We start from the raw sequence: 23,467 nt of genomic DNA on the forward strand, positions 1-23,467 counted from the left end.
TGTATGACGAGATTTATTGTGTTGGCCATAATTTATGTGATTTTGGCCGCCTATGGTTTTCAGGCCTTCAGGACCTTGTTCAAGAGTCCATGGATGCATTGGACCTATATAGCCCTCTTTCTGGGCGCCTTATTGTTTTTGGCCGTTAAAGTAATGACCTATGATCCAAGTAATGGGTTCAAGGGTACTGCTGCAATTGCGGGAAGTATTTTTGCTGCTTTCTTTCTATTGGCCTTAGTGTTGGGATTTTTTCTTTTGTTGGAAGATATAGTCCGATTGATTGGCTACGGTTATAATAAAATGGTTGGGGTATCAGATTCCGAAGGGGGGTATTTTCCTTCTCGTAGAAAATTTATAAGTGGTTTGGCCCTTGGGTTGGCTTCTTTACCTTTTGGTGCATTGTTATATGGCATGTATAGAGGAAAATACAACTACCAAGTATTAAAATACGAGCTAGAATTCGAGGATTTACCTGATGCGTTTCATAACTATCAAATCACCCAGATTTCGGATGTGCACAGTGGTAGTTTTGACGATTACCAAAAGGTCGAATATGGGGTAAACTTGGTCAATGAGCAGCAAAGTGATGTAATTTTCTTTACAGGTGATATTGTGAACAATCGTTCTGAAGAATTGGAACCCTGGAAAGAAGTGTTTTCCCGTTTGCAAGCTAAAGATGGGGTGTTTTCTATTTTGGGCAACCATGATTATGGGGATTATGCCGTTTGGGATACCGAGGAAGCCAAAGCTCAAAACTTGGAAGATTTAAAATCCATGCAAAAGGAAATGGGTTTTGACCTGATTTTGAACTCTAACCGTTATTTGGAAAAAGATGGTGAAAGGATTGCCTTGGTCGGGGTTGAAAACTGGGGCCGTGGTGGTTTTAAAAAGGCAGGAGATCTTCAAGCAGCCAAAGAAGGTGTTCACCAAGATGATTTTAAAATATTGTTGAGCCACGACCCTTCCCATTGGGAAGACGTGGTAATTCATGACGATTACCATTTTCATTTAACATTGAGTGGTCACACCCACGGAATGCAATTCGGGGTTGAGATTCCCGGATGGGTAAAATGGAGTCCAGTGAAGTGGCGATACAAATACTGGGCTGGTATTTATAAAGAAATGGATCAGTTCATTAATGTGAACCGAGGTTTTGGATTTATTGGTTACCCTGGCCGTTTTGGTATTTGGCCAGAGGTTTCTGTGATTACATTGAAGAAAAAAGGAAAGGTGGCTTAAAGCGAATCATTACCAGTGTTCCTGTTTTAAATTTAAAGTGGCCTTTAGAATATCTTTCTGGGATATCTGACCCACCAATTTGCCGTCCTCAACAATGGGGAAGCGCCTCCTTTTAACTTCAAGAAATTTCTTGGCCGCATCAAAAATGTTCATGTTGCCATCAATGGTTTCCACATTTTTGACCATTCGTAGACCTACTTTTCGTTGTTCCAAAGGCATATTGTAGTATCGACTGTCACTTATGTGTTTTATGCAGTCACCCTCCGAAATAATCCCTATAAGTTCGTTCTTCTCATTTACAACGGGTCCCCCCGAAATTTTGTATTTCAACAATGCTTCGATAACCTCTTCAATAGGTTGGTCTGGACTAAAGGTGATGAGATTTCGAGTCATATAATCACTCACTTTTAGTTTTGTTTCTTTTGGAATCTCCTTGACTCTTTTTCCGGTGTAACTTTTAATTGCCATGACGATATATTTAATGTTCCCTATTAAAGGTACTGAAATTCAGTGAGATAAAATTGTTTATGTCTCTGTTTGTCAACGGAAAATAAAAAAGGCACTAAACGTATTTTAGTGCCTTTTTCTATGGTTATTTCGGTTATTTCAAAGTTTAAGTGATGCTCCAAGCCCCACCATCATTGTGGTCATATCGTATGAAACTTCACTTCCGGGAATGGCTCCGTAGGGTGGAAAATTTTGAATGAATTGTGGATTCAACAATGGACCTGAAGTGGCATTACCACTTGTGCCATAATGAATCAAGGCATCCATTGTAAAGCGGTCACTAAATTCGTAGCTTACCCCAAATTGATAGGCATTTTTTATGATGGCCGTAGCGGGAACATTAAAAAAGGCCACATCGCTGTTAATCGAGTTGGAACTGTAGGTATACCCAGCCCTAATTGGTAATTTGTTTACGCCTTTGTATTGAATGCCTGCTGATATAATGCTGATGTTTTTCCATCCAAATCCTGCTACCGAAGCTGTCTCTGTCCAGCCTACGGAGGAAAATCCATCGGTGTTTTCATAATTGACCCATCTGTAGTCAAGGGCAATGTCAACATTACCTAAAGAATATCCCAATCCCAACGAGAGAATGGAAGGATAATCCATATTAAAATTGTTACCACCTGTGGCGCCATCCAAATAGGTGTTCTCCAATTCAAAGTCTTCAAAATACTGGGTGGTTTTATAGGAAACGCCAGCTTTTATTCCGGTTGTGGAATGATAAAACAGGCCAATTTGACCTCCGAAGCCCAATGCTGATGCCCTGTTGGCGGTGGGGTATCCTGCCTGGGTGGGATTAGCGGTTGGGTTGGGCATTAACTCTAAAGAGGAGTAGTTAAAAGTGGGTTGGATACCAATGGAAAATTCTTCCGAAATTTCATAGGCCCATGTTAGCCCAACTTGTAAAAGCATATAATCAGATTCAATGCGTCCAAAACCACCGTTGGCTTGTGGCATAGTAATCGGGTTGCTCATACTTTCGGGAAATGTGACCCCAAATCCACTGATACCAAAAATGGATGCTCCAAAAGTGTGTTTGCTTTCTGGTTTGCTCCATACGGCTGCTACAGCGGGCATGGGAGAAACGCCTCTGTCGTCCTCCGTGGTTCCACTATAAAAGTTTCCTGTGGGTTGCCCTTGACCATCAAATTCCGGAACGATGGAACTAACTTGTGGGGCAGAAAAAAATAAGCCAATATCCAATTTAATGCTATTGTCATCAAACGCAGTAATCGTGGCGGGGTTCCAATGCAATGCCCCGGATATATCCAACGGCTGCGCGGTGGACGCACCTCCCATTGACATGTTCACCGAACCGACCCCTTGCATAATGTGTCCGGCCTGTGAAAAGGTGATAGAGGTCATTAAAAATGCAGCTAGTGTAACAAATATACTTTTCATTAGGAGAGGTTTTACACAGCAAGTGGCTGATGTGCAAAAGTTTGTTCAGTCAGGTGCTGTACAGTTAAATAGAATGTAAACGTAGTGATTAGATCAACTAATGTGTATGATAAATGTCAGGATATCAGATTGTTTGCTCGTTCAAAAATCAAATTGTGCCAAAAGGGCTTAGCCTTAAATTTGGTTTTATGCTCTTTGGTGCCTTACTCTATAAGGTAATGAAATCTTGAATGCCTTTGAACGGAGTGGTTTTTCTAAAGTTTTATGGGGGTTCAAAACCTTAACATTTTTTCTTACTTTTGACTGTAAACCTTTGAATTCATGTCTAAATTTGGAGAACTTATTGATTTGAAAATTCCTGTTCTGTTGGATTTTTATGCAGAATGGAACGAGCAATCCACGTCCATGCATCCTGTTTTGAGCGATGTTGCTGCTGCACTTGGCGATAAAGGGAAAGTCATCAAAATAGATGTGGATAAGAACAAAGAACTGAGTCAAGCTTTGCGAATTAAAGGACTGCCAACCCTTATGATTTATAAGAAAGGTGAAATGGTCTGGCGCCAGAGCGGTGAGCAAGATGCCAATACACTTATTGGCATTCTAAACGAATATATTTAAACAAAAAAGCGAGGTGAAAACCTCGCTTTCCTTTTTATTGTTGTTCCATTTCAACGGAATCGGGAACCGACTCAATCGTATCCAATAGCATTGAATCCTCCAGGTCTGGGTCCATTGACATTGGGTCGTCCAATACCTCTTCTTCATCATCCACAAATTGTGAAAACATATCAATGTATTCATTAAAGATAATGGTCTCCGATTCGGCCAAGTCTTTATCTCCGTTCTCAATTAGGATATCTATGTTTCTACGATACGCTTGCATGTCGGATAAGATATCGTCTATTTTGTCGTATTGCTCATCCAAAGGTAACGCAGCGTAGTACTCCAAGTGCTCTTGGTAGATTTTTTTGAGTTTATTGAACAGTTCCCGTGCTTTTTCCGTTTCTCCTACTTTATAGTAGCCATCTACAAACGGCTCTACGAAAGCATAGAAATAGTAATATTCAACAGGCATATTGGTCAAAGAGATGTCGATAACATCTTTGGCCTTGTCAATTTTGTTTTCAGCAATCAATGTTTCCATCAAACGGGCCAAGTTGCTCCTGAAGGAAAGTCCTTGGGAACGGGTTTGTGGGTCGTGATAAATTTCATCACTTCCTGAATTGCCCCAATCCCAATTTTTCACGATATCATACATCAAATCAGAATCAATGCGGCCCATTTCAAAAGAGTTGCGGTTGGGTGTTTTTATCGGTACCAACTTGTACACCAACCCATCCAATTGCAAGTAATCTTTCATCCAAATGTATTCTGCACTGTCAAAACTTCCTCCGGAGAAGTATATTGGACGTTTCCAATCGTTGTTGGCAATCAAATCCAACATCAAAATTCGGTTTTTGGGCAATGCGCTTTCCGGAAGGTCGATGTCGATGTAATCCACAATCAATGCGGAGTCTTTCTCCTTGACCAATCCGCTTTCCAATACATTTTTCTTGTTTACTGGAATTCGAATTTTGTTGGTAGGGTAGTATACAATGTCCAAAGTACTTTCTGGATATTGGGATAAATCCGCTCCTTGATTGCTCAAAATATGACCGAATTTGGTCTGATCCTTATCACTCCCGATCCAATTGATAAAATCTTTGATGTCCCATCGGTTTTCGGTAATGCCACGGTAATAAACGGCATCCCTAGTTCCGTAGCGGTATTTGTCGTGGGTTAATTGCGATGGAATAGGGTCGCTTTCGTACGCTTTACGTTTCATTTGGTCGATGTACCAATCCGTAGCGAAAAGACTGGTGTTCACCACGCGAACATCGGTGCGGTAGTTTTCAATTTCTTGGGCATACCAAATTGGGAAGGTATCGTTGTCCCCAATAGTGAACAAAATGGCCCCGGCATCTTCTTGACAAGAATCGAGATAGGCTTTTGCGGTTGATTTTGCCGTGTATCGATTGGCCCTGTCGTGATCATCCCAATTTTGAAACGCCATTAAAAAGGGTACGGCCAACAAGCAGATAGCAGAAATTGTCGGTGCGGCTATCTTGGCGGACAATAGTTTTTTAAATTCTTCGAAAAGGCCATACACCCCAAGTCCAATCCAAATGCAGAATACATAGAACGAACCTACGAGCGAATAATCTCTTTCCCTAGGTTGAAAAATAGAGGGGTTGGTGTAAAATTGAATGGCAAAACCTGTGAACATAAAGAACACAAAGAGCATCCAAAATTGTTTTGGGTTTTTGGAAATCTGGAATACGATACCCAAGATTCCCAGTAACAAGGGTAAGAAATAATAGGTGTTTCTTCCTTTGTTGTTCTCCCAATCGCTAGGTAGATTTTTTTGACTTCCTAAGCGCAGACTGTCAATAAATCCAATACCACTGAGCCAGTTTCCATTTTCGTCGTACTTGCCCTGCATGTCGTTTTGCTTTCCAACAAAATTCCACATGAAATAGCGCATGTACATATACCCAAACTGAAAATCGAACATATAACTTAAGTTTTGCCCCAAGGTTGGTGGCTGAACTTCAATGTATTCCCCAAATTCCCTTAAAAAGCGGATGTATTGTGGTGTGTCAATTTCCCCCTGTGAGTAGGCTGTTTTAAATTGACTAACGGCTTGTCGAAGTTCATTGTTGGAAATGTATTCAGATTTTATTTTAAAGTCCAAGGCACCGAAATAGCGCATGTAATTTTCGGCATGTTGGTCGCTCCACATTCTTGGTAGAATACCTACATGCTTTGCATTGGGTCCGGGAACGGCTCCTTCATAATGGTTAACAATCACGTATTTGCCCAAATCAAAGTCCTTTTCATATTTGGGGCTATCGTCCCGGTCTTCGCCTGCAGGCGCAAAAGTGTCGGAATAATAAGCGCCATAAATGGGACTGTCCACCCCAGGATATTGTTCCCTATTATAATAGGCCAAAAGGGCTCGTGCATCTGCTGGATTGTTCTCGTTTACCACAGTTTTTGCATTGGCACGGATGGGCAACATCAACCAAGAGGAAAAACCAAGAATCATGAACATTAAACTCAGTACAATGATGTTTCCGGTGTGGAAATTATGTTTTCTGGTATATCGGAGTCCGAAATAGAAGGCAGCCACGAAAATCAGCCCCATTATAATGGTTCCTGAATTGAAAGGCAGGCCAATTTCGTTGATAAAGAAGACTTCACTCCAACCAAACAATTCCAATACGTAGGTCAGGGAGAATTTATAAACCAAAATCAACAGGGCCACTACAATGATGTTGGCCAAAAGGAAATTCTTAACCGTAGTGGTCTTGTATTTTTTGAAGTAATATAAAAGTCCAATGGAAGGAATGGCCAAAAAGCCCATAAACTGGATTCCGAAGGTCAGACCAATCACAAAGCAAATGAGCAATAACCAGCGATGTCCCCTTGGGTCGTCCAAATTGTCGGTCCATTTAAGTCCGAGCCAAAGCAATAGGGCCATGATAAAACTTGCCATGGCATATACCTCGGTCTCTACGGCATTGAACCAAAAACTATCGGAAAATGTAAAAGCCAATGCGCCAACCAAACCGCTACCAAAAATAGCTATGGCCTGAGGGTTGGACATGGCTGTTTCTTTGGAAATAAGTTTCCCCACTAAATTGGTAATGGTCCAGAAGGTAAACAGCACAGCAAAAGCACTTGAAACTATGGAGACCGCATTCACCATGAGTGCAATTTTGGTTTCATCACCAAAGGCGAACATGGCAAAGAAAGCACCTATCATCTGAAGCAAAGGAGCTCCTGGTGGGTGCCCTACCTGTAATTTGGCCGAAGTGGAGATATACTCCCCTGCATCCCAAAAACTTCCGGTGGGTTCAACGGTAAGTGCGTAAACTATAAAGGCGATAGCGAAAGAAACCCATCCAAGGATGGTATCCCATTTTTTGAAGTCTTTTGCAAACATAAAGCTGGTTATTGACCGAGTTGGGGCGAATTTAGTAAATATAGCACAGACGGTTGGCCATTTTTGCAAAACCTTTAACATGCTATTGGGAGAAAAATTATTCGGATTCTGATTAAAATATTTGTTGAAACCAAAGTTTGTTATAAATTTGCACGCTCAAATGCTGAATCAAGTTCGGCTTTTGATTGGTACTGGCCTATGGTGTAATTGGTAACACAGCTGATTTTGGTTCAGTCGTTCAAGGTTCGAGTCCTTGTAGGCCAACAAAAAAGCCCCTTAAATCGAATATTTAAGGGGCTTTTTCTATTTAAGAAGTCCAAGTCTCTCGGCATTACACCTCCTCTTTCATTTTAGATAGCACATACAAGTCTTTACTTAGCAATGCCGAAAACTCTTTAAGGTAAAGTTGTTAAGTGTTTTTGTTTATCATTTATAAAAAATGAAAACGCTTTCTTAATCTATTGAAAGTCAAAAATAAATGGTATCTTTTTAACGCTCTAAGTATTTGTCTGTCCGATATATTGTATTCAGGTACGGCACATTATTTCTTGGGCTATAACAACAACTAAAATTATGGCAAATTTCAATTTAAACGTTAATGGTGAGGTGAAACAGGTGGATGTGGATCCATCCACTCCCGTACTTTGGGTTTTACGTGACCACTTACAATTGGTAGGAACAAAATACGGCTGTGGTATAGCCCAATGTGGTGCTTGTACGGTCCATTTGGATGGAACCGCTACACGATCCTGCATGCTCACCGTTTCCATGGTAGGAAATTCAGAAATCACAACGATTGAAGGACTTTCTGAAGATGGGAATCATCCAGTACAAAAAGCATGGTTGGAAGTGGATGTGCCCCAGTGTGGGTACTGCCAGGCTGGTCAAATAATGTCAGCATCGGCTTTGTTGGATAAAAATCCCAATCCTAGTGATGAAGAAATTGAGATGGCCATGAATGGAAATATATGTCGCTGTGGTACCTATACCCGAATAAAAAAGGCAGTAAAATTGGCTTCCGAAACTAATGCTTAATTCACCCTTAAAAACAAAACAATGACACTTATAAAAACTCAAATTGGACGTAGGGCCTTTATAAAAAACACAAGTATTGCAGGTGGTGGATTGGTACTGGGCTTTAGTTTTTTCAATTCTTGTAAACCCAAGGAAGCAGAAGCTGTAGCCATGGAATTGGAAATGCCCGAGCAGTGGTTCGAAATGAACGGCTATTTAAAAATCGGTGATAATGGCGTGGTGACCATCATGTCGCCCAATCCAGAAATTGGCCAAAATGTTAGGACATCCATGCCCATGATCGTTGCGGATGAACTGGAAATTGATTGGAAAAACGTGGTCGTGGAACAAGCTGCACTCAATACCAATTTATATAGTTGGCAAGTCGCTGGTGGAAGCAGGTCCATTAGCAGCTCATGGCAAAACCTTAGAATGGCAGGTGCAACAGCACGTCATTTACTAAAAGAAGCCGCTGCGCAAGCATGGCAAGTTCCAGCAAGCGAAATAACTGCATTAGAAGGAGTTTTGTCGCACGAGGCGAGTGGAAATTCAGCAGGTTATGGAGAAATGGCCTCCGCAGCTGCTCAACTTGAAGTGCCGGAAGAAGTTGAATTAAAGGACCATTCAGAGTTTTCCATCATTGGAACAACACGTAAAAATGTGGATGGTAAAAATATTGTGACCGGAAAACCATTATTTGGAATTGATGTTCAACGAGAGGGAATGTTGATCGCAGCCTTGGTGCACCCACCAGCCTTTGGCAAACGGTTAAAATCTTTTGATGCAGATCAAGTTAAAGCAATGCCAGGCATTCGAGATGTATTTTCCTTAAAACTATATGATGAAGATTCTGAAAAAGTAGCATTTCATTTTACAGCCTTTAATGAAGTTGTGGTTGTAGTGGGAGAATCAACTTGGCAAGTGTTTCAAGCAAAAAAAGCATTGAATATAGACTGGGAAGATGCTCCCGATATGACTCAAAATTTGACGCTGTTCGGAAATAAGATGGCGGTAAAGCATCCTGCAGGGATGGAGAATTCCGATCAACATATGGCCCAACTAAAAGAGTTGATTTCACGAAACAGCAAAGTGTCGCGTAAAGATGGTGACCCAGAAAAAGCATTTGCAAGCGCAGACAGAATTATTGAAAGAAGTTATAGCTGCCCATTTTTGGCACATAACACCATGGAACCCATGAATTTCTTTGCCAATGTAACCGAAGATCATGCAGAGTTGTTGGGGCCCACCCAAACTCCAGAATGGATGGAACCAGCGGTGGCAGAACGTTTAGGATTGCCCTTAGAGAAAATTGATATTCAAATGACCCGACAAGGTGGAGGGTTTGGCCGCAGGCTTTATGGCCATTTTATGGTAGAAGCGGCTGCCATATCACAGCGAATGAAAGCTCCGGTTAAATTAATGTATACCAGAGAGGACGACATGTCCCAAGGCATATATCGCCCTTCTTACTACGCTACCTATCGGGCAGCACTGGATGCTGATAACAATTTGATAGGTTTCCATGTGAAGGCTGGAGGAATTCCAGAAAGTCCACTCTTCGCCAACCGTTTCCCGGCCGGAGCTATTGATAATTATTTAGCAGAAGATTTTACAGTAGATACCAATATAACCACAGGTGCCTTCAGAGCGCCTCGTTCCAACTTTATTGCCGGAGCTGAACAATCTTTCTTGGATGAAGTCGCTGAGGAAATGGGCAAAGATCCGATTGATTTCCGATTGGAACTTTTAAAACGGGCACAAGAAAATCCAGTGGGCAGTCCAGAATCCAATGAATATGACGCAGCAAGATATGCTGGGGTACTGGAATTGGTACGTCAAAAGTCCAATTGGGGACAAAATGATTCGGATAAGTACCGAGGAGTATCAGCTTATTTCTGCCATGATAGTTATGTGGCTCAAGTGTTGGATGTTGTCATGGAAAACGATACGCCTGTGGTTCAAAAAGTGACCGCTGCCATAGATTGTGGCGTTGTTGTAAACCCGGGGGCTGCTACCAACTTATCGGAAGGTGGCGCCATAGACGGAATTGGCCATGCGATGTACAGTGGTCTTTCTTTTAAAAATGGAGCGCCCGAACAGACGAATTTTGATCGTTATCGATTAATTCGTCACAGCGAGGCACCAAAAGAAATCGAAACCCATTTTGTGGAAAGTAATATTGATCCTACGGGAATGGGAGAGCCTCCTTTCCCTCCTATAATGGGGGCTTTGGCCAATGCATTGTATAAGGCAACCGGTAGAAGATATTACCATCAACCCTTTATTGCAGACAAACCACCATTGGTTGGTTAATATTATTATAAGTATCATAAATAAACCCTCTCAAGCACTGTTTGAGGGGGTTTATTTTTTTACCTATCTGCTAAAATAGGGTGTGAAGTTTTCCAAAATAGGGGATAATCCTCAACCCTGATTTCTTGCCGCTACATACATTTATAGTGTCTAATCAATTAATCTCCAAAAAGTTAATTATGAAAAATATTTGTATTTTTTTAGCGAGCACAACTTTGTTCATCGGTTGTAAAAATAGTAATACCACCTCAACAAAATCAGAACCGGTTACCACTTCAGAAAAGGAGGTGGTGGAAAAAGAGCCGGTAAAAAAACAATTATATATCGATGCCCATCATTTGGGAGCCGGCAATGTAACCGCCGAGGCTGTAGCCGATGTTCATTTAAAAGATTTGGCTGTTCAGGATAAATATGATGTAAATTTTATTGAATATTGGGTAAACGAAGAATCGGGTACTGTTTATTGTCTATCTGAAGCCCCTGCTGGCAGTCAAGTGTCCAATACCCATAAAGAAGCCCATGGATTGGTGCCGGATGAGGTGTTTTTGGTAAGTGAAGGCGATGCCGCTAAACTAAAAGGGAATTCCAAGCTTTATTTGGATATCCATGACCTCGGTGCCGGAAATGTTACCGCCGAAGCAGTTGCCGATGCCCATGTTAAGGATTTGGATGTACAGGGCAAGAACAATGTCAACTTTATCAATTATTGGGTGGATGAATCCAATGGAAAAGTATTTTGTTTGTCCGAATCACCATCGGCAACAGCAGTTAGGGATACCCATGCGGAAGCACATGGTTTGTTGCCCGATGAGATTATGGAAGTAATTCTAGGAAAATAATGGTTAGGTGATCCTAGAACATTCCGCCTTAACTCAATATCCATTAAAAAGTGTTACTGAACCATAGACCCAACTACAGTGAGTTTAAACCAGAAATAACCATCTTTTTCTGACATTAATCTCTAATTGCTATCTTTACTAGTAGTCCAGCAAGGTATGGAATGGAACTATTAGAAAGAGATGCTTACATGGAAACCCTTAACGGGTTATTTGAAAAAATAGCCCAACATAAAGGCCATACAGTTTTCTTGTCGGGAGAAGGTGGTTTGGGCAAATCTTCCTTGATTTATAGTTTTTTAGGCGGATTAGACAGATCCGTAAAAGTATTAAAGGGAGGCTGCGATTCTCTGTTTACCCCTAGACCCTTGGGCCCACTTTACGACTTAGCACCCGATTTGAGCATGAGGTTTAACGATTATCTCATGGAAGAAAGCAATAAAGCATTGTTGTTCAGTGCATTTCTTCAGGAGTTGAAATCTATGGGGCGCAATATGGTTTTGATCATTGAGGATATTCATTGGGCCGATGAGGCCAGCATGGACCTTTTGAAGTTTTTGTGTCGACGCATCCACACCATCAATTGTCTTCTTATCATTTCGTTTCGCGAGAATGAAATAATCCACAAACATTTGTTCCGAACCATTTATGGCGAAGTGCCCCCGGACCATTATACCAAACTCAAGCTAAAACCCTTATCGTTGGGGGCAGTGAAAACCCTTGCTGCAGAAACACGGCACGATTATAAGCATGTGTACCGATTGACCAAGGGCAATCCATTTTATGTGACGGAATTATTGGCACATTATGATGAGGGAATTCCAGAGAATATTAAAGATGCCATATTAAATGTTTTTTTAAAGCAAAGCGAAACTGTCAGACGATTATGGGAGATAATTTCCATTTTTCCAGGTCGAGTGAATATTACTTTGATAGAGAAATTGGAGCCTGATTTTTATGATTCAGTTGAGAGTTGTTTGGCCTCCGGCACCCTAATCATTAAGGATAACTTTTTGTTCTTTAAACATGAACTTTATCGAACGGCTATAGAGGGTGAACTTTCTGCCATAAAAAAGAAGAGACTCAACCAAAAGGTGCTGAATTATTTACTCACCAAAAAAGTAGAGCCTAAAAATTTATCGTTGGTGGTGCACTTTGCCAAAAATTCCCAAAATGGTGAACTTGTGGAAAAGTATGCGCCCATCGCAGGGGATAGGGCGGCAATTCAAGGTTCGCATATCGAAGCCTGCAAACTTTTTTTAACCGCCATTGAATATAAAAACGACCAAGGTGAGGAGTTGGCCATTTTGTATGAAAAAGCTGCTTATGAATGTTATTTGACCAATCAAACAAGAAAAGCGATCGAAGAACAGACCAAAGCACTTGAAATCTGGAGGGAATTGGGGAATAACCTCAAAATTGTGTTTTCATTACGTTTTTTATCAAGGCTAAATTGGTTCGAGGGAAAGAAAAGGGAAGCTGAATATTTTGGGTTAGAGGCCATAAATGCAGTGGAAGCACTAAAAGGGGGCGAACCTAAATTCATTAAAGAAAAGGCTTTGGTGTACAGTAATTATTCACAATTAAAAATGCTTTCCTATGAAAACAAGTTATGTTTGGAATATGGGAATAAAGCCATTGCTTTGGCCGAAGAAATCAACGATGAGGAAATTTTAAGCCATGCCTACAACAATATTGGCACCTCTCTTTATCTTGAAGATAAAGTAGGATTGGATTACCTTAAAAAGAGCTTAACCATTGCGCTTAATAATAAGTATAATGAGCATGTAGCTAGGGCATACACCAATATTATTTCAATTTCTGTCGAGAATAAAGATTATCAAATTACGCGAAACCACATTGCGGATGCTTTGGAGTATTGTGATGAAAATGATCTGCACTCGTGGTCGTATTATATGTTAACTTGGAAGGCGCGGTATCATTTTGAGCAATGTGAATGGGGTGATGTGGAAGATATAACAAGGGGTATTTTGAAAAATCAACATCATCCACCCATTATACGGATTGGAGCCCTGACAATTTTAGGGAGACTTTTAAACCGTAAGGAATCAGCAGCAGGCCTTGAATATTTGTTGGAGTCAATGGACTTGGCTTTGAACGCAGGCGAAATTCAACGAATACACCCTTTAACCATTGCCATATTGGAATATGAATGGATGACAGGGGATTCTGAATACACCGATGAACTACTTGAAGAGTTGTTTGGGCTATTAAAAAAGATTCCTTCAAAAATCCATTTTGATGAATTGGTAAGGTGGTTGAAAAGGACGAATAGACCTTATGACCATTTGTTAAAATGGTTTCCTGTATACACTGTTGATATGATAAATACCCGGCGGGAAGCAGAAAGATTTAAAAACCTTGGATGTCAGTTTGAATATGCACTAGGTATTTATGCACTTTCCAAAGAAGATAGTTATGAGGCCGTTCGCATTATGGACGGACTCAATTTGTCTGAGGTGTGTAACTTTTTGAAGAACGACCTAAGGTTCAAAGGAATAAAAAGTGTTCCGCGGGGATATAGGGATTCCACCAAAAGTAACCCAGCATTTCTTACCAAACGTCAATTGGATGTCTTGGGATTTTTAAAGCATGGATGCACCAATCAAGAAATAGCTGATAAATTATTTATATCTCCAAAAACGGTAGACCACCATGTCTCTGCCATACTATCTAAATTGGAGGTAAATACCCGTCAAAAAGCGGTTAACGAGGCCGAAAAAATGGGGATAATTAACTGATTCGGTAAATTATTCGTTTAAGTAGCTGGATTTCAATCAATATTGATAAAAATCATATTAAAAAGGCTTAAAAATTAAATACCTTTATTAGGTACAATTCAATCTCAGACCTTTATGTGGCATCATATATTCAATTGGCGTTTTAAATGGCCCAATTCTATTAAAAAAGCTTGTATCCTTTTATTGGTTATGATAGGTGCTCCCGCCAATGCACAAGATTTTAATTTCAGGGATTATTTAGTGCTTGGAGTGGAGTATGCAGAAGATTTAACATCGGTTTACTTGGAACCTTTAAATGAAGGGTTGATGTATGCCCTGACTGGTGGTTGGAACAACGATGCCCGAGTGCTGAACGTTTGGCAAACTGAGGTGTCACTAGTGACCAACGGTTCCTTTGTCCCCAACGATAAATTATCTCGCACTATCAATATTGGCGATTATGAAAACCTGTCTGTTTTGGGAGGGGGTAATCAAGTTAAGATTCCGACTATTTTGGGGAGTACTAATTCCAATGTCACTTTTGTGGCCAATGTAGAAGGAGAGGAATATCAGTTTGATGCTCCAACAGGAATAGGATTGTTTTCTACGAATTGGCTGCCTGCTCCCTTATTGCAAGGAAGTGTAGGGTTGCCAATGCATTTTGAGGCCAGTTTCAGGTATTTTCCCAAATTAAAAATTGATGATGCAGCGTTTGGGGTTGTTGGTTTTGGATTAAAAAATCAAATTACTGAACATTTCGAAGGAGGTAAATCCCTGCCTGTGGCCATTTCGTTGTTTAGTGCCTTTACCCGATTGGATGCCAAGTACGATTTTCAGTCAAGGGGATTTATTACTGGTAGCGACCAGTATGTAGATGGTTATTTGAACACTTTTTTGTTTGAAACTTTGATTTCCACTAAAAATCCGGTCTGGAATCTCTACGGAAGTATTGGTTATATCACTGGAAAATCTAACTACGAATTAAAAGGGACCTATGTGATTGAAACCGAGAACAACACCTTGGAATTTGTGGATCCTTTTGATGTGCAGACCAAGATTTCTGGCTTAAGGGGTTCTTTGGGAGGCAGGGTCAATATTAATTGGTTCAGTATTAATCTGGATTACACCTTACAAGGGTATAATAACCTTTCATTGGGATTGAATTTTATGCTAAATGGTGGAAAAAGCAATTAAACCTCTACTTAGTATTTGGTACTTGGCGCAAAAAGGGCAATATCGGCCACTCTGCCTTCTATCTCCATGGTTCCCAATGAAGTGAACGAAATGTCTTTTGCTCTGGTCAATTGGTTGATCAATTCTTCCGAAACAATCAATTCTTCATCAAACTTTTTACACAATTTTTGAATTCGGGAGGTAACGTTCAATACATCCCCTGTAAAGAATATCTCCTTTTTTAAAGCGCCAATTTCGCCAGTGGTTACCTCACCTAAATGCAATCCTGCCCTAAAAGAGGGGTGTACCCCATAGATTTTTTCAAAATACTGCGCTTTTGTTTCCAAGCTTTGCTTCATGGCATAAAAACAACGAATACAGTTTTGATGGTTAAGGCCATCCTCCTTTTTCCAAGTGATGACAATTTCATCCCCAACGTATTGGTACACCTCTCCCTGATATTGAATAATAGCGTTGGATAATTGGTTGTAATAGTCGCTCAAAAATCGAAAATATATGGTATGGCCTAGCTGCTCTGCTAGTGAAGTGGAAGATTGCATATCCAAAAACATGAACACACGCGATTCATCTTTGGGTTGATGGTATTTGCCGGAAAAGAAATTAAGGAGCAGGTTATGTCCCAAATGCTCACTAAAGCCCGAATACAAAAGTGATACAAAAATGCTAAAGCCCAGGGAAACCATTGTGCTCAAAAATGTAATACTAACGATATAGTGCGAAAATTTCTCCCAAACAGCATTGTGCCAAACCGATACGTTCAATTCAATACTGGCGGCAATCGGATAGGTAATCAGATTGATCAAAAGCATAAACAGCAGGTAAAATCCCATTTTATACAGGATTTTTATACTGAAGCTTTTGGATTTAAATCGCTTGCCCAACCAAAGTACTTCTACAGCTCCCATGGTAATTCCAACAAGAAATACTGCAATTGAAGCAAACAAAAATACAGTCCAAGTAACAGTGATATCGGTACCGGGCCTATGGTTTTCGTACGCATTGGCCATAGATTCAATGAGCAAGATGAACCAGCTCAATACCAGCCAAATAAATCCAAAGGGCAAAATCCGTTTTACATAGTAGGTAGTTCTAGGTTTTTTAAAAAGAAACATGCCGTAAAGTAAAATGATTTTGTTGAGGTGCCGATGTTAAGAGTGATTTAAATCAAAAACAAGTTAAATCAATTTGGCGAAACTTATTTGAAGGGCAGGGTCTTAAAAATAATTGTTACCTAAAGCACCATTTTAAAAGGCATCTAATTCAAGCTTTTGAAATTGATATCTCAAACACCATCAAACAAAAACATACGTTTCAAATTAACTGACTATGGTGAGGGATTTATTGTTTCAACCTCAATAGAGGGGCAAAAATAGTAACGGAAATTGAATAATTGTTCCAGACAAAATAATGGATTTATTTGAGACAAATCAAACCAATCTGGCTAGAAATGCGCTTTTTTAGTTCTTGTTCACTCGATAAGTAATCCCTCTATTGGTAACAACACTGCCAGGTTTTACAGTTAAGGTAGCTGCATCAGAAGTAGTGGGTACATTACAAGATGAACCTACATTGGAAACCAATACACGGAACAAGTAACCATTTTTATCCATGTTTGGTGCGATTACGGTCAGATTTTCCGTTTGGGTTCCGGAGTAAGCACTTCCATCAGAAATGTTGGAATAATTGGTCCCATTATCCGTGCTAACTTGCCACTGAAATGTATCTGCATTTAATGTGGTTATGGAAAAAATACTATCGGAGCCTTTAAAAGTTTCTTGATCTTGGGGATGCAAAACTACGGAAGGTGCGCCATTAACGGTTACATCTACGCTTTTGGAATTGCTAATGGTGCCATCAGAAATGGTAACGGTGTAGGTGTAGGTGCCTGCGTTCAAGTTGGTGATTACTGGATTTTGACTTGAGGAACTATAACTATAGCCTACAGGACCAGTTGCTGACCAACTATAAGTTGCGCTTTCAGATCCAGCGCCAGAGGGGTTGCTGTATAAATTCAAGGTTTCTCCCTCGCAAATTGGCCCGTTGGATGAAGGGGTGACTGCAATGGTTCCCCCTGAGTCATTCAAATCATCAAAACTGTAATCTGTGCCTGCTCCACCGTTACAAGTGGAATATATGGTACTTCCAATAACCAAACGTTTTGCCGCGTTACAGGGATTGTCGGTAACAAGTACACCACCGTCATCTATTATAAAGGCGGCGCCAGAAGAAATGGTAAAGTTAACGTTCGAAGTCCATTCGATTGAACCACCATCGGCAATGGTAATTAGTTGTGTTTGAAGGCTGGAAGTACTGCCAATGTAAAAGTGATCTGTGGAACCACTTCCATCTCCAACCGTGAGGGAATTTATGGTGTTCCCAATATTGGAAGTAAGGGTTACACTGTGCCCACCTTGAACATAAACATCATTGGTTCCTACTAACTGACCTGGGTAACTTGTGGCCGATGTCCAGCTGGTGCCATTGTATACTTGCCAGATGGAGGTATTCGTCCAGTTGCCGGAAGCAATGGACCTATAATCGCCCAAGGATTGTGCGTTTAATGATTTGGATGCGAAAACGGATATGGTAACGACCAACAAAACCCGTATTATGCTTAATCTAATACTATTCATAATCTAACCTAGAGGTTGGCGGAAAAAGCCCAGCCATAATCTGATACTAAACCTTTAGCTTAATAACAACGCTTCTTGACCTATTAAATTGTTTTTTAAGAATCAAGAACAGGTGATTTTTTGATGAGGATTTTGCGACTAATTTTTGTTGACTCGGTAGGTGATGCCCCGATTTGTAGTTATCCTTCCTGATTTTATCGATAGCATAACTTGGTCTGAAGTTAGTGCCGCACAACTTCCTGCACTGTTCGATATCAAAACACGAAAAATATATCCATTCTTATTGGAGTTGGGTTGGTTTATGGTAAGAGTTCCAGTTTGGGATCCCATGTATTCCCCTCCATCCATAATGGGAGTGAAGTTGTTTCCGTTGTCTGTACTCATTTCCCATTGGTAGGTGTCCACATTGGATGCCGTAACCGTAAAAACGCCGTTATTTCCTAAAATGACGGTTTGGTCAGTTGGTTGTGATGTAATTGCAAATGGAGCTATGGTAATAGTTTGCTCCACATCAAGAATGTTTCCAGAGGCATCGGTAATCCTATAGGTTCTAGTGATTATCTCTGGGTTGGTGCCACCATCACTCAAGTCTCCCATAAAAGTTACTGTCGGACTGGTATCGCAATTATCAGTTTCATCTGTAATTTGGGTAACATCCGCTATAGGAATGTCATCAGAACAATACACTGTAATAGGTGCAGGGGCGCTTGCTGTTGGTGCTTCGTTGTCTACAGTAATTTTAGTTGTTGCTGCTAAATTAGGGTAGGGCGGGTCGCCAGGCATGCCTCCGTACTCCACTAAATATCCTTTAGGTTGATAGTCGCCACTTGCTGCTCCAGAATTGGAAAGGTCGTTCCATGAACCAGGTAAACCAACACCAGGTGCTGTAATGTGCGCGTAATCTTCATCACCTGAGTTGTTGGGTTCCCCCGAATTCCAAAATTCATAAGCATAGGCAGTGCCTCCGGCGTCACCTCTCCAAAACAAGGTTCCTGCTTCAGGTCCGGTTACCCAATACCAATCTCCTTCCGTAGTGGCATCACTAGCTCCAATCCAACCGGCACCTGGTGCTTGTGACCCCAATAGGTCAGATTCATCTTGAATGGAAATTGTAGCCAAATATCCTTGGAGGCCGTAAAATGTTCTTAATGCAGCAGCATCTCGGGCAGCAGTCCATGTAATTCCCAAGGAGGGCACATATTCATAATAGTGTCCAGTGGACTCTAGATAGTTGGCTTCATGAAGAACTATGGAAAAGGTTCTTGTGTCACCGCTAGCAACCGTAGCTGTTGTTTCAAATTCTACAGCGGCAATTGCCGTTTCAAACTCTGTCAGGGTTGCCGGACCATTTAGCAGCAGTCTTCCTTCGGAACTATCCCAGCTTGCTATAATGTTGGGATGGGTTCCTGTTAAGGTTAAAACATCACCAGTTACATCGTAATTGGAAGATATTTGTAGGTAAACAGCATCCAAAGTGCTGCTGTCGGAATCGGTAATCGATACACTTTCTGCAATTGCAATGGTTGAAGCAGGACAGAAAACTTGATCCCCAGTAGCGGTGATTGAAGGAGGGTTATTGTCATTCAAAGTATCATCCCTAAAATCCAAATCGCCACCAGAATTCACATCACCATCAGAATCGGGAAGCATTAAAGAACCGCCATTGGTGTTCAACGGGTTATCTATAGTTCCGCCTGGGTCATTATATCCTGTAGTGGCATCTGTTGCGTTGTCCAATCCATCGTTATCACTATCGGAACCTGTTATGGTGAGTGTAGCTTCTGTAGTATCTGAAGTGCCGTCGTCATCACTATCGGTATCCATAAAATCAGGAGTGCCATCACCTTCTGTATCAACAGGTGATACCCCTGCGCCTTCATATGCGTCATCCAAACCGTTATTGTTGGTGTCGAAACCTGACGGAGCTACATAGCTTAAAGATGTTTGTGCTTCCACATTGTCAGGGATGCCATCGCCGTCACTGTCCAAGTCTTGATAATTCGGATTTCCATCTCCATCCGTGTCTACGGTGCTACAATCCGTACTTCCTCCATAACTGGCACCATGTACTCGTGCACCGAGCTGGTATGCCTCTACTCTAAAAGATTGAAAATTACTTGTTGAAACGGTAAATGTGATTTCTGTAATAGAACCCGAAGGTATTCCGCCAGCGTTGGCAATCCAACCGCCACTGGAATTTTGAATTTGCATGTCTGAGGTTGAAACGGCAGGGTCTGCACTTAAGTAGACGCTAACGCTAGTTCCTATTGGAATTACTTGTGTAAATTGGAAAAGAATAATGGAGGAACCTTGATGCGTGGTGACGGGGTTTGAGGCATAGGAGCTGCCAGGGTTACCTTCCGCATTTGAGGTGTTGCTAAAGTTTTGGACATTGGTTGCAGTCTGCACAAAATTTCCTCCCAATCCCCCGCATTCATCAACATCCAAAATGCCATCGTTGTCATCGTCCACATCGGTAATATCATCAATACCATCCCCATCAAGGTCGGCACTTGCCGTACTACAATTGGAGTAAAGTTTTGAGAATGGAATATTTTGTTTGGAAATGCCAGGTCCTTGATATTGAACGGTTAATGATTCTCCACCGCCGTTTTCAAAATAGAGAACTGTAATGTCATGCAATCCAGAGGTTAAGGTAATATTGCCCGACCTTTCACGAGTACCATGGCCCCCATCATTGTTCACAACTTCGTTGCCGTCAATGAATAGTTTGGACCCATCATCGGAGTTGGTATAAAACGTATAGGATCCTCTTGTATCTATTTGTATGTAACCATTGTATCGGATACTAAAATTGTCGGCATCACCAGGGTCTTCTTGATTTTGAAGAGCATCCACATCAAAACTGGTATAGGTGCCTGAGCCCAAGTAACCGGAAGTTGGGATGTTGTCTGTGGTGCTTCCGGTAGGAGAACTGTCATAAAATTCAAAGTCGACCTCGCCATTACAATGGTTAGTTGTGCCTTGAACAATTATATTGTCTAGGTAATAATACTCGTTACTCGCGGTGTTGTAAAACCGAATCCTGATTTCTAAAGTGTTGCCAGTTGTGGCAAGATTAACGGTATACGAAGAATTTAAAGGATCTGATGGGTTGGAATCTCCCGATGCATTTTCAAATTCTATCCACGAACCACCATCTACTCGATACTCACCTATAAAATAATCCGAACCGGCCTCAAATTGGTTGGTGGCAGATTGTGTTGCCACATCCAAACTAAAATTTACCGCCTGATACCCATATATATTGATGGAGTTCGTTTGCCATATACCTTCTGTGCCTAGGTTGTTGGCTTCAATACGATTTTCTTGTACCCAAACAGCATTTGTTAATGTTGTGGTCCAATTGGAACCGGATGACCCAAGTGCAGTTCCATTTTCTGTGCCATTGGCATAACTGTTGAAATCTTCGCTCCAAAGTGTGGTTTGCGAAAAAGAAGATGAGGTCCCCAACATAATGTATGCCAATAAAGGCATACATACATGAATAAAACCACTGGTTTTTAATGTTTTGGTCGAGGTTGTGCCCATTTGCTTTTGTAGATTGAGCCTCAAAAATTGGGTAGTACGTCCATGACACAAAATATTTGTTGCCAAATAGGGCATATCCATTGTCAATGAAGATATTATGTTATATAGTTGGGGCGTATGTAGGAATTTGTAGTCCAGTTTTGGGAGTAAATAAATTTTGGACAGCATTTTAAAAGTAAATACTTGATAAATAATATTTAACCTATTTTTAAAAATAGGATTGGTTATGGAAACTATATAATTTGTCGTATATTTGCGCCACTGAACGGATATAAAAGTATTCATGAGGGGACCTTGAGTCCCCTCTTTTATTACTGATTTCTTATGTTGAAGGAAAAAGTGGAATCATTGTTGAACAAGGCATTGGAAGAAAATCCATCCTTGTTTTTGATAGATTTTACCGTAGGGGGAGATAACACGATTCGAGTAATTTTGGATGGTGACAATGGGGTGAATCTTCAGGATTGCATGAACGTGAGCCGGGCCATAGAACACAACTTGGACCGTGAAGAGGAAGATTTTTCCTTGGAGGTTACATCCGCAGGGGCCACGTCGCCTCTGGAATTACCCCGTCAGTACAAGAAAAATATTGGAAGAAAGCTGAAGGTGAGGACCAGCTCTGAAGAAGTAGAAGGGAAGTTGGTGGAAACCTCGGAAGACCATATTACCTTGGAGTGGAAGGCTCGAGAGCCAAAGCCCGTGGGTAAAGGTAAAGTTACGGTACAGAAAAAACAGCAAATTGCCTTTTCTGAGATCAAAGAAGCAAAAGTTATATTAAATTTTTAATTGTAGTAGAAAATGGAAAACCTAGCGCTCATCGAATCCTTTTCGGAATTTAAGGACGATAAGTTTATTGACAGGGTGACCCTTATGGCCATTTTGGAAGAAGTCTTCCGAAGCGCGCTAAAGAAGAAATTTGGTTCTGACGACAATTTTGATATCATCATCAACCCCGATAAAGGGGATTTGGAAATATGGAGAAACCGTGTGGTTGTGGAAGACGGTGAAGTTGAGGATCCGAATGAGGAGATATCACTTTCCGAAGCTCGTAAAATTGAGCCGGATTTTGAGGTAGGGGAAGATGTTTCTGAAGAGGTGAAATTGATTGACCTTGGAAGAAGGGCGATTTTGGCCTTGCGTCAAAACTTGATCTCTAAGATTCATGAGCATGACAACACTACCATTTACAAGCAGTTTAAAGACCTTGAAGGTGAGATTTACACCGCTGAAGTTCACCATATTCGTCACAAGGCAGTAATTTTGTTGGATGACGAAGGCAATGAAATCATACTTCCAAAGGAAAAGCAGATTCCATCTGACTTTTTTCGAAAGGGAGATAACGTTCGTGGAATTATCGAAAGTGTTGAGCTTAAAGGAAACAAGCCGGCCATCATCATGTCCAGAACATCCCCTATTTTCTTGGAGCAATTGTTCTTCCAAGAAATTCCAGAGGTGTTCGATGGTTTAATCACCATTAAAAAGGCCGTGCGTATCCCTGGTGAAAAAGCTAAGGTTGCAGTGGATTCTTACGACGATAGAATTGATCCCGTGGGTGCCTGTGTAGGTATGAAGGGGTCAAGAATCCATGGAATTGTGAGGGAATTGGGCAATGAGAACATCGATGTGATCAACTGGACCAACAATCCACAATTAATGGTTACGCGTGCACTTAGCCCAGCAAGAGTTTCTTCGGTTAAGTTGAACGATGAAAAGAAAACTGCTCAGGTATACCTTAAGCCAGAGGAGGTTTCCAAGGCAATTGGTAGAGGCGGGCATAATATCAGATTGGCAGGTCAATTGACTGGTTATGAGATTGATGTATTCCGTGAGGGCGTAGAAGAAGATGTGGAATTGACCGAGTTTTCAGATGAAATAGAAAGCTGGGTGATAGAGGAATTCAAGAAGATTGGTTTGGATACCGCCAGAAGTGTTTTGGAGCATGATGTTACCGATTTGGTGAAGCGAACCGATTTGGAAGAAGAAACAATCCTTGATGTGATTCGAATCCTCAAGGAAGAATTTGAAGATTAGACTTATATTAGCAGC

Annotated in this window: 15 protein-coding genes and 1 tRNA gene; 10 read left to right on the forward strand and 6 right to left on the reverse strand. The window is 41.0% G+C overall.

Annotated elements, in window-relative coordinates:
- Nucleotides 1–3 precede the first annotated feature (3 nt).
- A complete protein-coding gene (locus tag ABT310_RS08660; protein ID WP_375323506.1) occupies nt 4–1,239 on the forward strand; it encodes a metallophosphoesterase in 1,236 nt (411 codons plus the stop codon).
- A gap of 9 nt (nt 1,240–1,248) precedes the next feature.
- Here the strand turns inward: ABT310_RS08660 and ABT310_RS08665 are convergent, their stop codons facing one another.
- Nucleotides 1,249–1,707: a CBS domain-containing protein gene (locus ABT310_RS08665; protein WP_375323507.1), complete on the reverse strand. Its 459-nt coding sequence runs from the start codon at nt 1,705–1,707 to the stop codon at nt 1,249–1,251.
- Nucleotides 1,708–1,845: 138 nt separating this feature from the next.
- Nucleotides 1,846–3,150, reverse strand: coding sequence for an OmpP1/FadL family transporter (locus tag ABT310_RS08670; protein ID WP_375323508.1), 1,305 nt, complete (start codon nt 3,148–3,150; stop codon nt 1,846–1,848).
- Between the two features lie 321 nt (nt 3,151–3,471).
- Here ABT310_RS08670 and ABT310_RS08675 point away from each other — a divergent pair, with 321 nt between their 5' ends.
- Entirely contained in the window at nt 3,472–3,768 is a 297-nt protein-coding gene (locus tag ABT310_RS08675) for a thioredoxin family protein (RefSeq protein ID WP_375323509.1), read from the forward strand.
- A 34-nt stretch (nt 3,769–3,802) separates the two neighbouring features.
- Here the strand turns inward: ABT310_RS08675 and ABT310_RS08680 are convergent, their stop codons facing one another.
- Nucleotides 3,803–7,138 (reverse strand): DUF2723 domain-containing protein, encoded by a 3,336-nt coding sequence (locus tag ABT310_RS08680; protein WP_375323510.1) that lies wholly within the window; start codon nt 7,136–7,138, stop codon nt 3,803–3,805.
- Nucleotides 7,139–7,330: 192 nt separating this feature from the next.
- Here ABT310_RS08680 and ABT310_RS08685 point away from each other — a divergent pair.
- The 6 genes from ABT310_RS08685 to ABT310_RS08710 all read left to right on the forward strand — a co-directional run bounded on the left by ABT310_RS08685 (nt 7,331) and on the right by ABT310_RS08710 (nt 15,236).
- A tRNA-Gln gene (locus ABT310_RS08685) sits at nt 7,331–7,402 on the forward strand.
- Between the two features lie 309 nt (nt 7,403–7,711).
- Complete coding sequence (locus ABT310_RS08690) at nt 7,712–8,173, forward strand: (2Fe-2S)-binding protein (protein WP_375323511.1); 462 nt, start codon at nt 7,712–7,714, stop codon at nt 8,171–8,173.
- A 21-nt stretch (nt 8,174–8,194) separates the two neighbouring features.
- Nucleotides 8,195–10,465 (forward strand): molybdopterin cofactor-binding domain-containing protein, encoded by a 2,271-nt coding sequence (locus tag ABT310_RS08695; protein ID WP_375323512.1) that lies wholly within the window; start codon nt 8,195–8,197, stop codon nt 10,463–10,465.
- Between the two features lie 179 nt (nt 10,466–10,644).
- Nucleotides 10,645–11,304, forward strand: a complete 660-nt coding sequence (locus tag ABT310_RS08700) for a DUF4242 domain-containing protein (protein ID WP_375323513.1) — start codon at nt 10,645–10,647, stop codon at nt 11,302–11,304.
- Nucleotides 11,305–11,465: 161 nt separating this feature from the next.
- Nucleotides 11,466–14,063, forward strand: a complete 2,598-nt coding sequence (locus ABT310_RS08705; RefSeq protein WP_375323514.1) for an AAA family ATPase — start codon at nt 11,466–11,468, stop codon at nt 14,061–14,063.
- A 114-nt stretch (nt 14,064–14,177) separates the two neighbouring features.
- Nucleotides 14,178–15,236 carry a DUF6588 family protein gene (locus ABT310_RS08710; RefSeq protein WP_375323515.1) on the forward strand — a complete coding sequence of 353 codons (1,059 nt, stop codon included), beginning with the start codon at nt 14,178–14,180 and terminating at the stop codon, nt 15,234–15,236.
- 8 nt (nt 15,237–15,244) lie between these two features.
- Here ABT310_RS08710 and ABT310_RS08715 read toward each other — a convergent pair whose 3' ends face one another.
- The 3 genes from ABT310_RS08715 to ABT310_RS08725 form a co-directional block, all read right to left on the reverse strand.
- Nucleotides 15,245–16,348 carry an adenylate/guanylate cyclase domain-containing protein gene (locus ABT310_RS08715; RefSeq protein ID WP_375323516.1) on the reverse strand — a complete coding sequence of 368 codons (1,104 nt, stop codon included), beginning with the start codon at nt 16,346–16,348 and terminating at the stop codon, nt 15,245–15,247.
- Nucleotides 16,349–16,693: 345 nt separating this feature from the next.
- Nucleotides 16,694–17,869: a hypothetical protein gene (locus ABT310_RS08720; RefSeq protein ID WP_375323517.1), complete on the reverse strand. Its 1,176-nt coding sequence runs from the start codon at nt 17,867–17,869 to the stop codon at nt 16,694–16,696.
- 138 nt (nt 17,870–18,007) lie between these two features.
- Nucleotides 18,008–21,421, reverse strand: a complete 3,414-nt coding sequence (locus ABT310_RS08725; protein WP_375323518.1) for a PA14 domain-containing protein — start codon at nt 21,419–21,421, stop codon at nt 18,008–18,010.
- Between the two features lie 324 nt (nt 21,422–21,745).
- On the opposite strand from ABT310_RS08725, the gene rimP reads away from it, so the two are divergent.
- Together rimP and nusA are read left to right on the forward strand one after the other, a co-directional pair.
- Complete coding sequence (rimP, locus tag ABT310_RS08730; protein ID WP_375323519.1) at nt 21,746–22,207, forward strand: ribosome assembly cofactor RimP; 462 nt, start codon at nt 21,746–21,748, stop codon at nt 22,205–22,207.
- 12 nt (nt 22,208–22,219) lie between these two features.
- Nucleotides 22,220–23,452 carry a transcription termination factor NusA gene (gene nusA / locus ABT310_RS08735; protein ID WP_375323520.1) on the forward strand — a complete coding sequence of 411 codons (1,233 nt, stop codon included), beginning with the start codon at nt 22,220–22,222 and terminating at the stop codon, nt 23,450–23,452.
- The last annotated feature ends 15 nt before the right edge of the window (nt 23,453–23,467 follow it).

This window comes from Flagellimonas cixiensis, from assembly GCF_042134615.1.
In the GTDB taxonomy this organism is placed as follows: domain Bacteria; phylum Bacteroidota; class Bacteroidia; order Flavobacteriales; family Flavobacteriaceae; genus Flagellimonas; species Flagellimonas cixiensis.

Bases quoted from the DNA above. Each gene is read 5' to 3' on its own strand.
- ABT310_RS08660 (WP_375323506.1), top strand. From the start codon at position 4: ATGACGAGATTTATTGTGTTGGCCATAATTTATGTGATTTTGGCCGCC.
- ABT310_RS08665 (WP_375323507.1), bottom strand. From the start codon at position 1,707: ATGGCAATTAAAAGTTACACCGGAAAAAGAGTCAAGGAGATTCCAAAA.
- ABT310_RS08670 (WP_375323508.1), bottom strand. From the start codon at position 3,150: ATGAAAAGTATATTTGTTACACTAGCTGCATTTTTAATGACCTCTATC.
- ABT310_RS08675 (WP_375323509.1), top strand. From the start codon at position 3,472: ATGTCTAAATTTGGAGAACTTATTGATTTGAAAATTCCTGTTCTGTTG.
- ABT310_RS08680 (WP_375323510.1), bottom strand. From the start codon at position 7,138: ATGTTTGCAAAAGACTTCAAAAAATGGGATACCATCCTTGGATGGGTT.
- ABT310_RS08690 (WP_375323511.1), top strand. From the start codon at position 7,712: ATGGCAAATTTCAATTTAAACGTTAATGGTGAGGTGAAACAGGTGGAT.
- ABT310_RS08695 (WP_375323512.1), top strand. From the start codon at position 8,195: ATGACACTTATAAAAACTCAAATTGGACGTAGGGCCTTTATAAAAAAC.
- ABT310_RS08700 (WP_375323513.1), top strand. From the start codon at position 10,645: ATGAAAAATATTTGTATTTTTTTAGCGAGCACAACTTTGTTCATCGGT.
- ABT310_RS08705 (WP_375323514.1), top strand. From the start codon at position 11,466: ATGGAACTATTAGAAAGAGATGCTTACATGGAAACCCTTAACGGGTTA.
- ABT310_RS08710 (WP_375323515.1), top strand. From the start codon at position 14,178: ATGTGGCATCATATATTCAATTGGCGTTTTAAATGGCCCAATTCTATT.
- ABT310_RS08715 (WP_375323516.1), bottom strand. From the start codon at position 16,348: ATGTTTCTTTTTAAAAAACCTAGAACTACCTACTATGTAAAACGGATT.
- ABT310_RS08720 (WP_375323517.1), bottom strand. From the start codon at position 17,869: ATGAATAGTATTAGATTAAGCATAATACGGGTTTTGTTGGTCGTTACC.
- ABT310_RS08725 (WP_375323518.1), bottom strand. From the start codon at position 21,421: ATGGGCACAACCTCGACCAAAACATTAAAAACCAGTGGTTTTATTCAT.
- rimP (WP_375323519.1), top strand. From the start codon at position 21,746: ATGTTGAAGGAAAAAGTGGAATCATTGTTGAACAAGGCATTGGAAGAA.
- nusA (WP_375323520.1), top strand. From the start codon at position 22,220: ATGGAAAACCTAGCGCTCATCGAATCCTTTTCGGAATTTAAGGACGAT.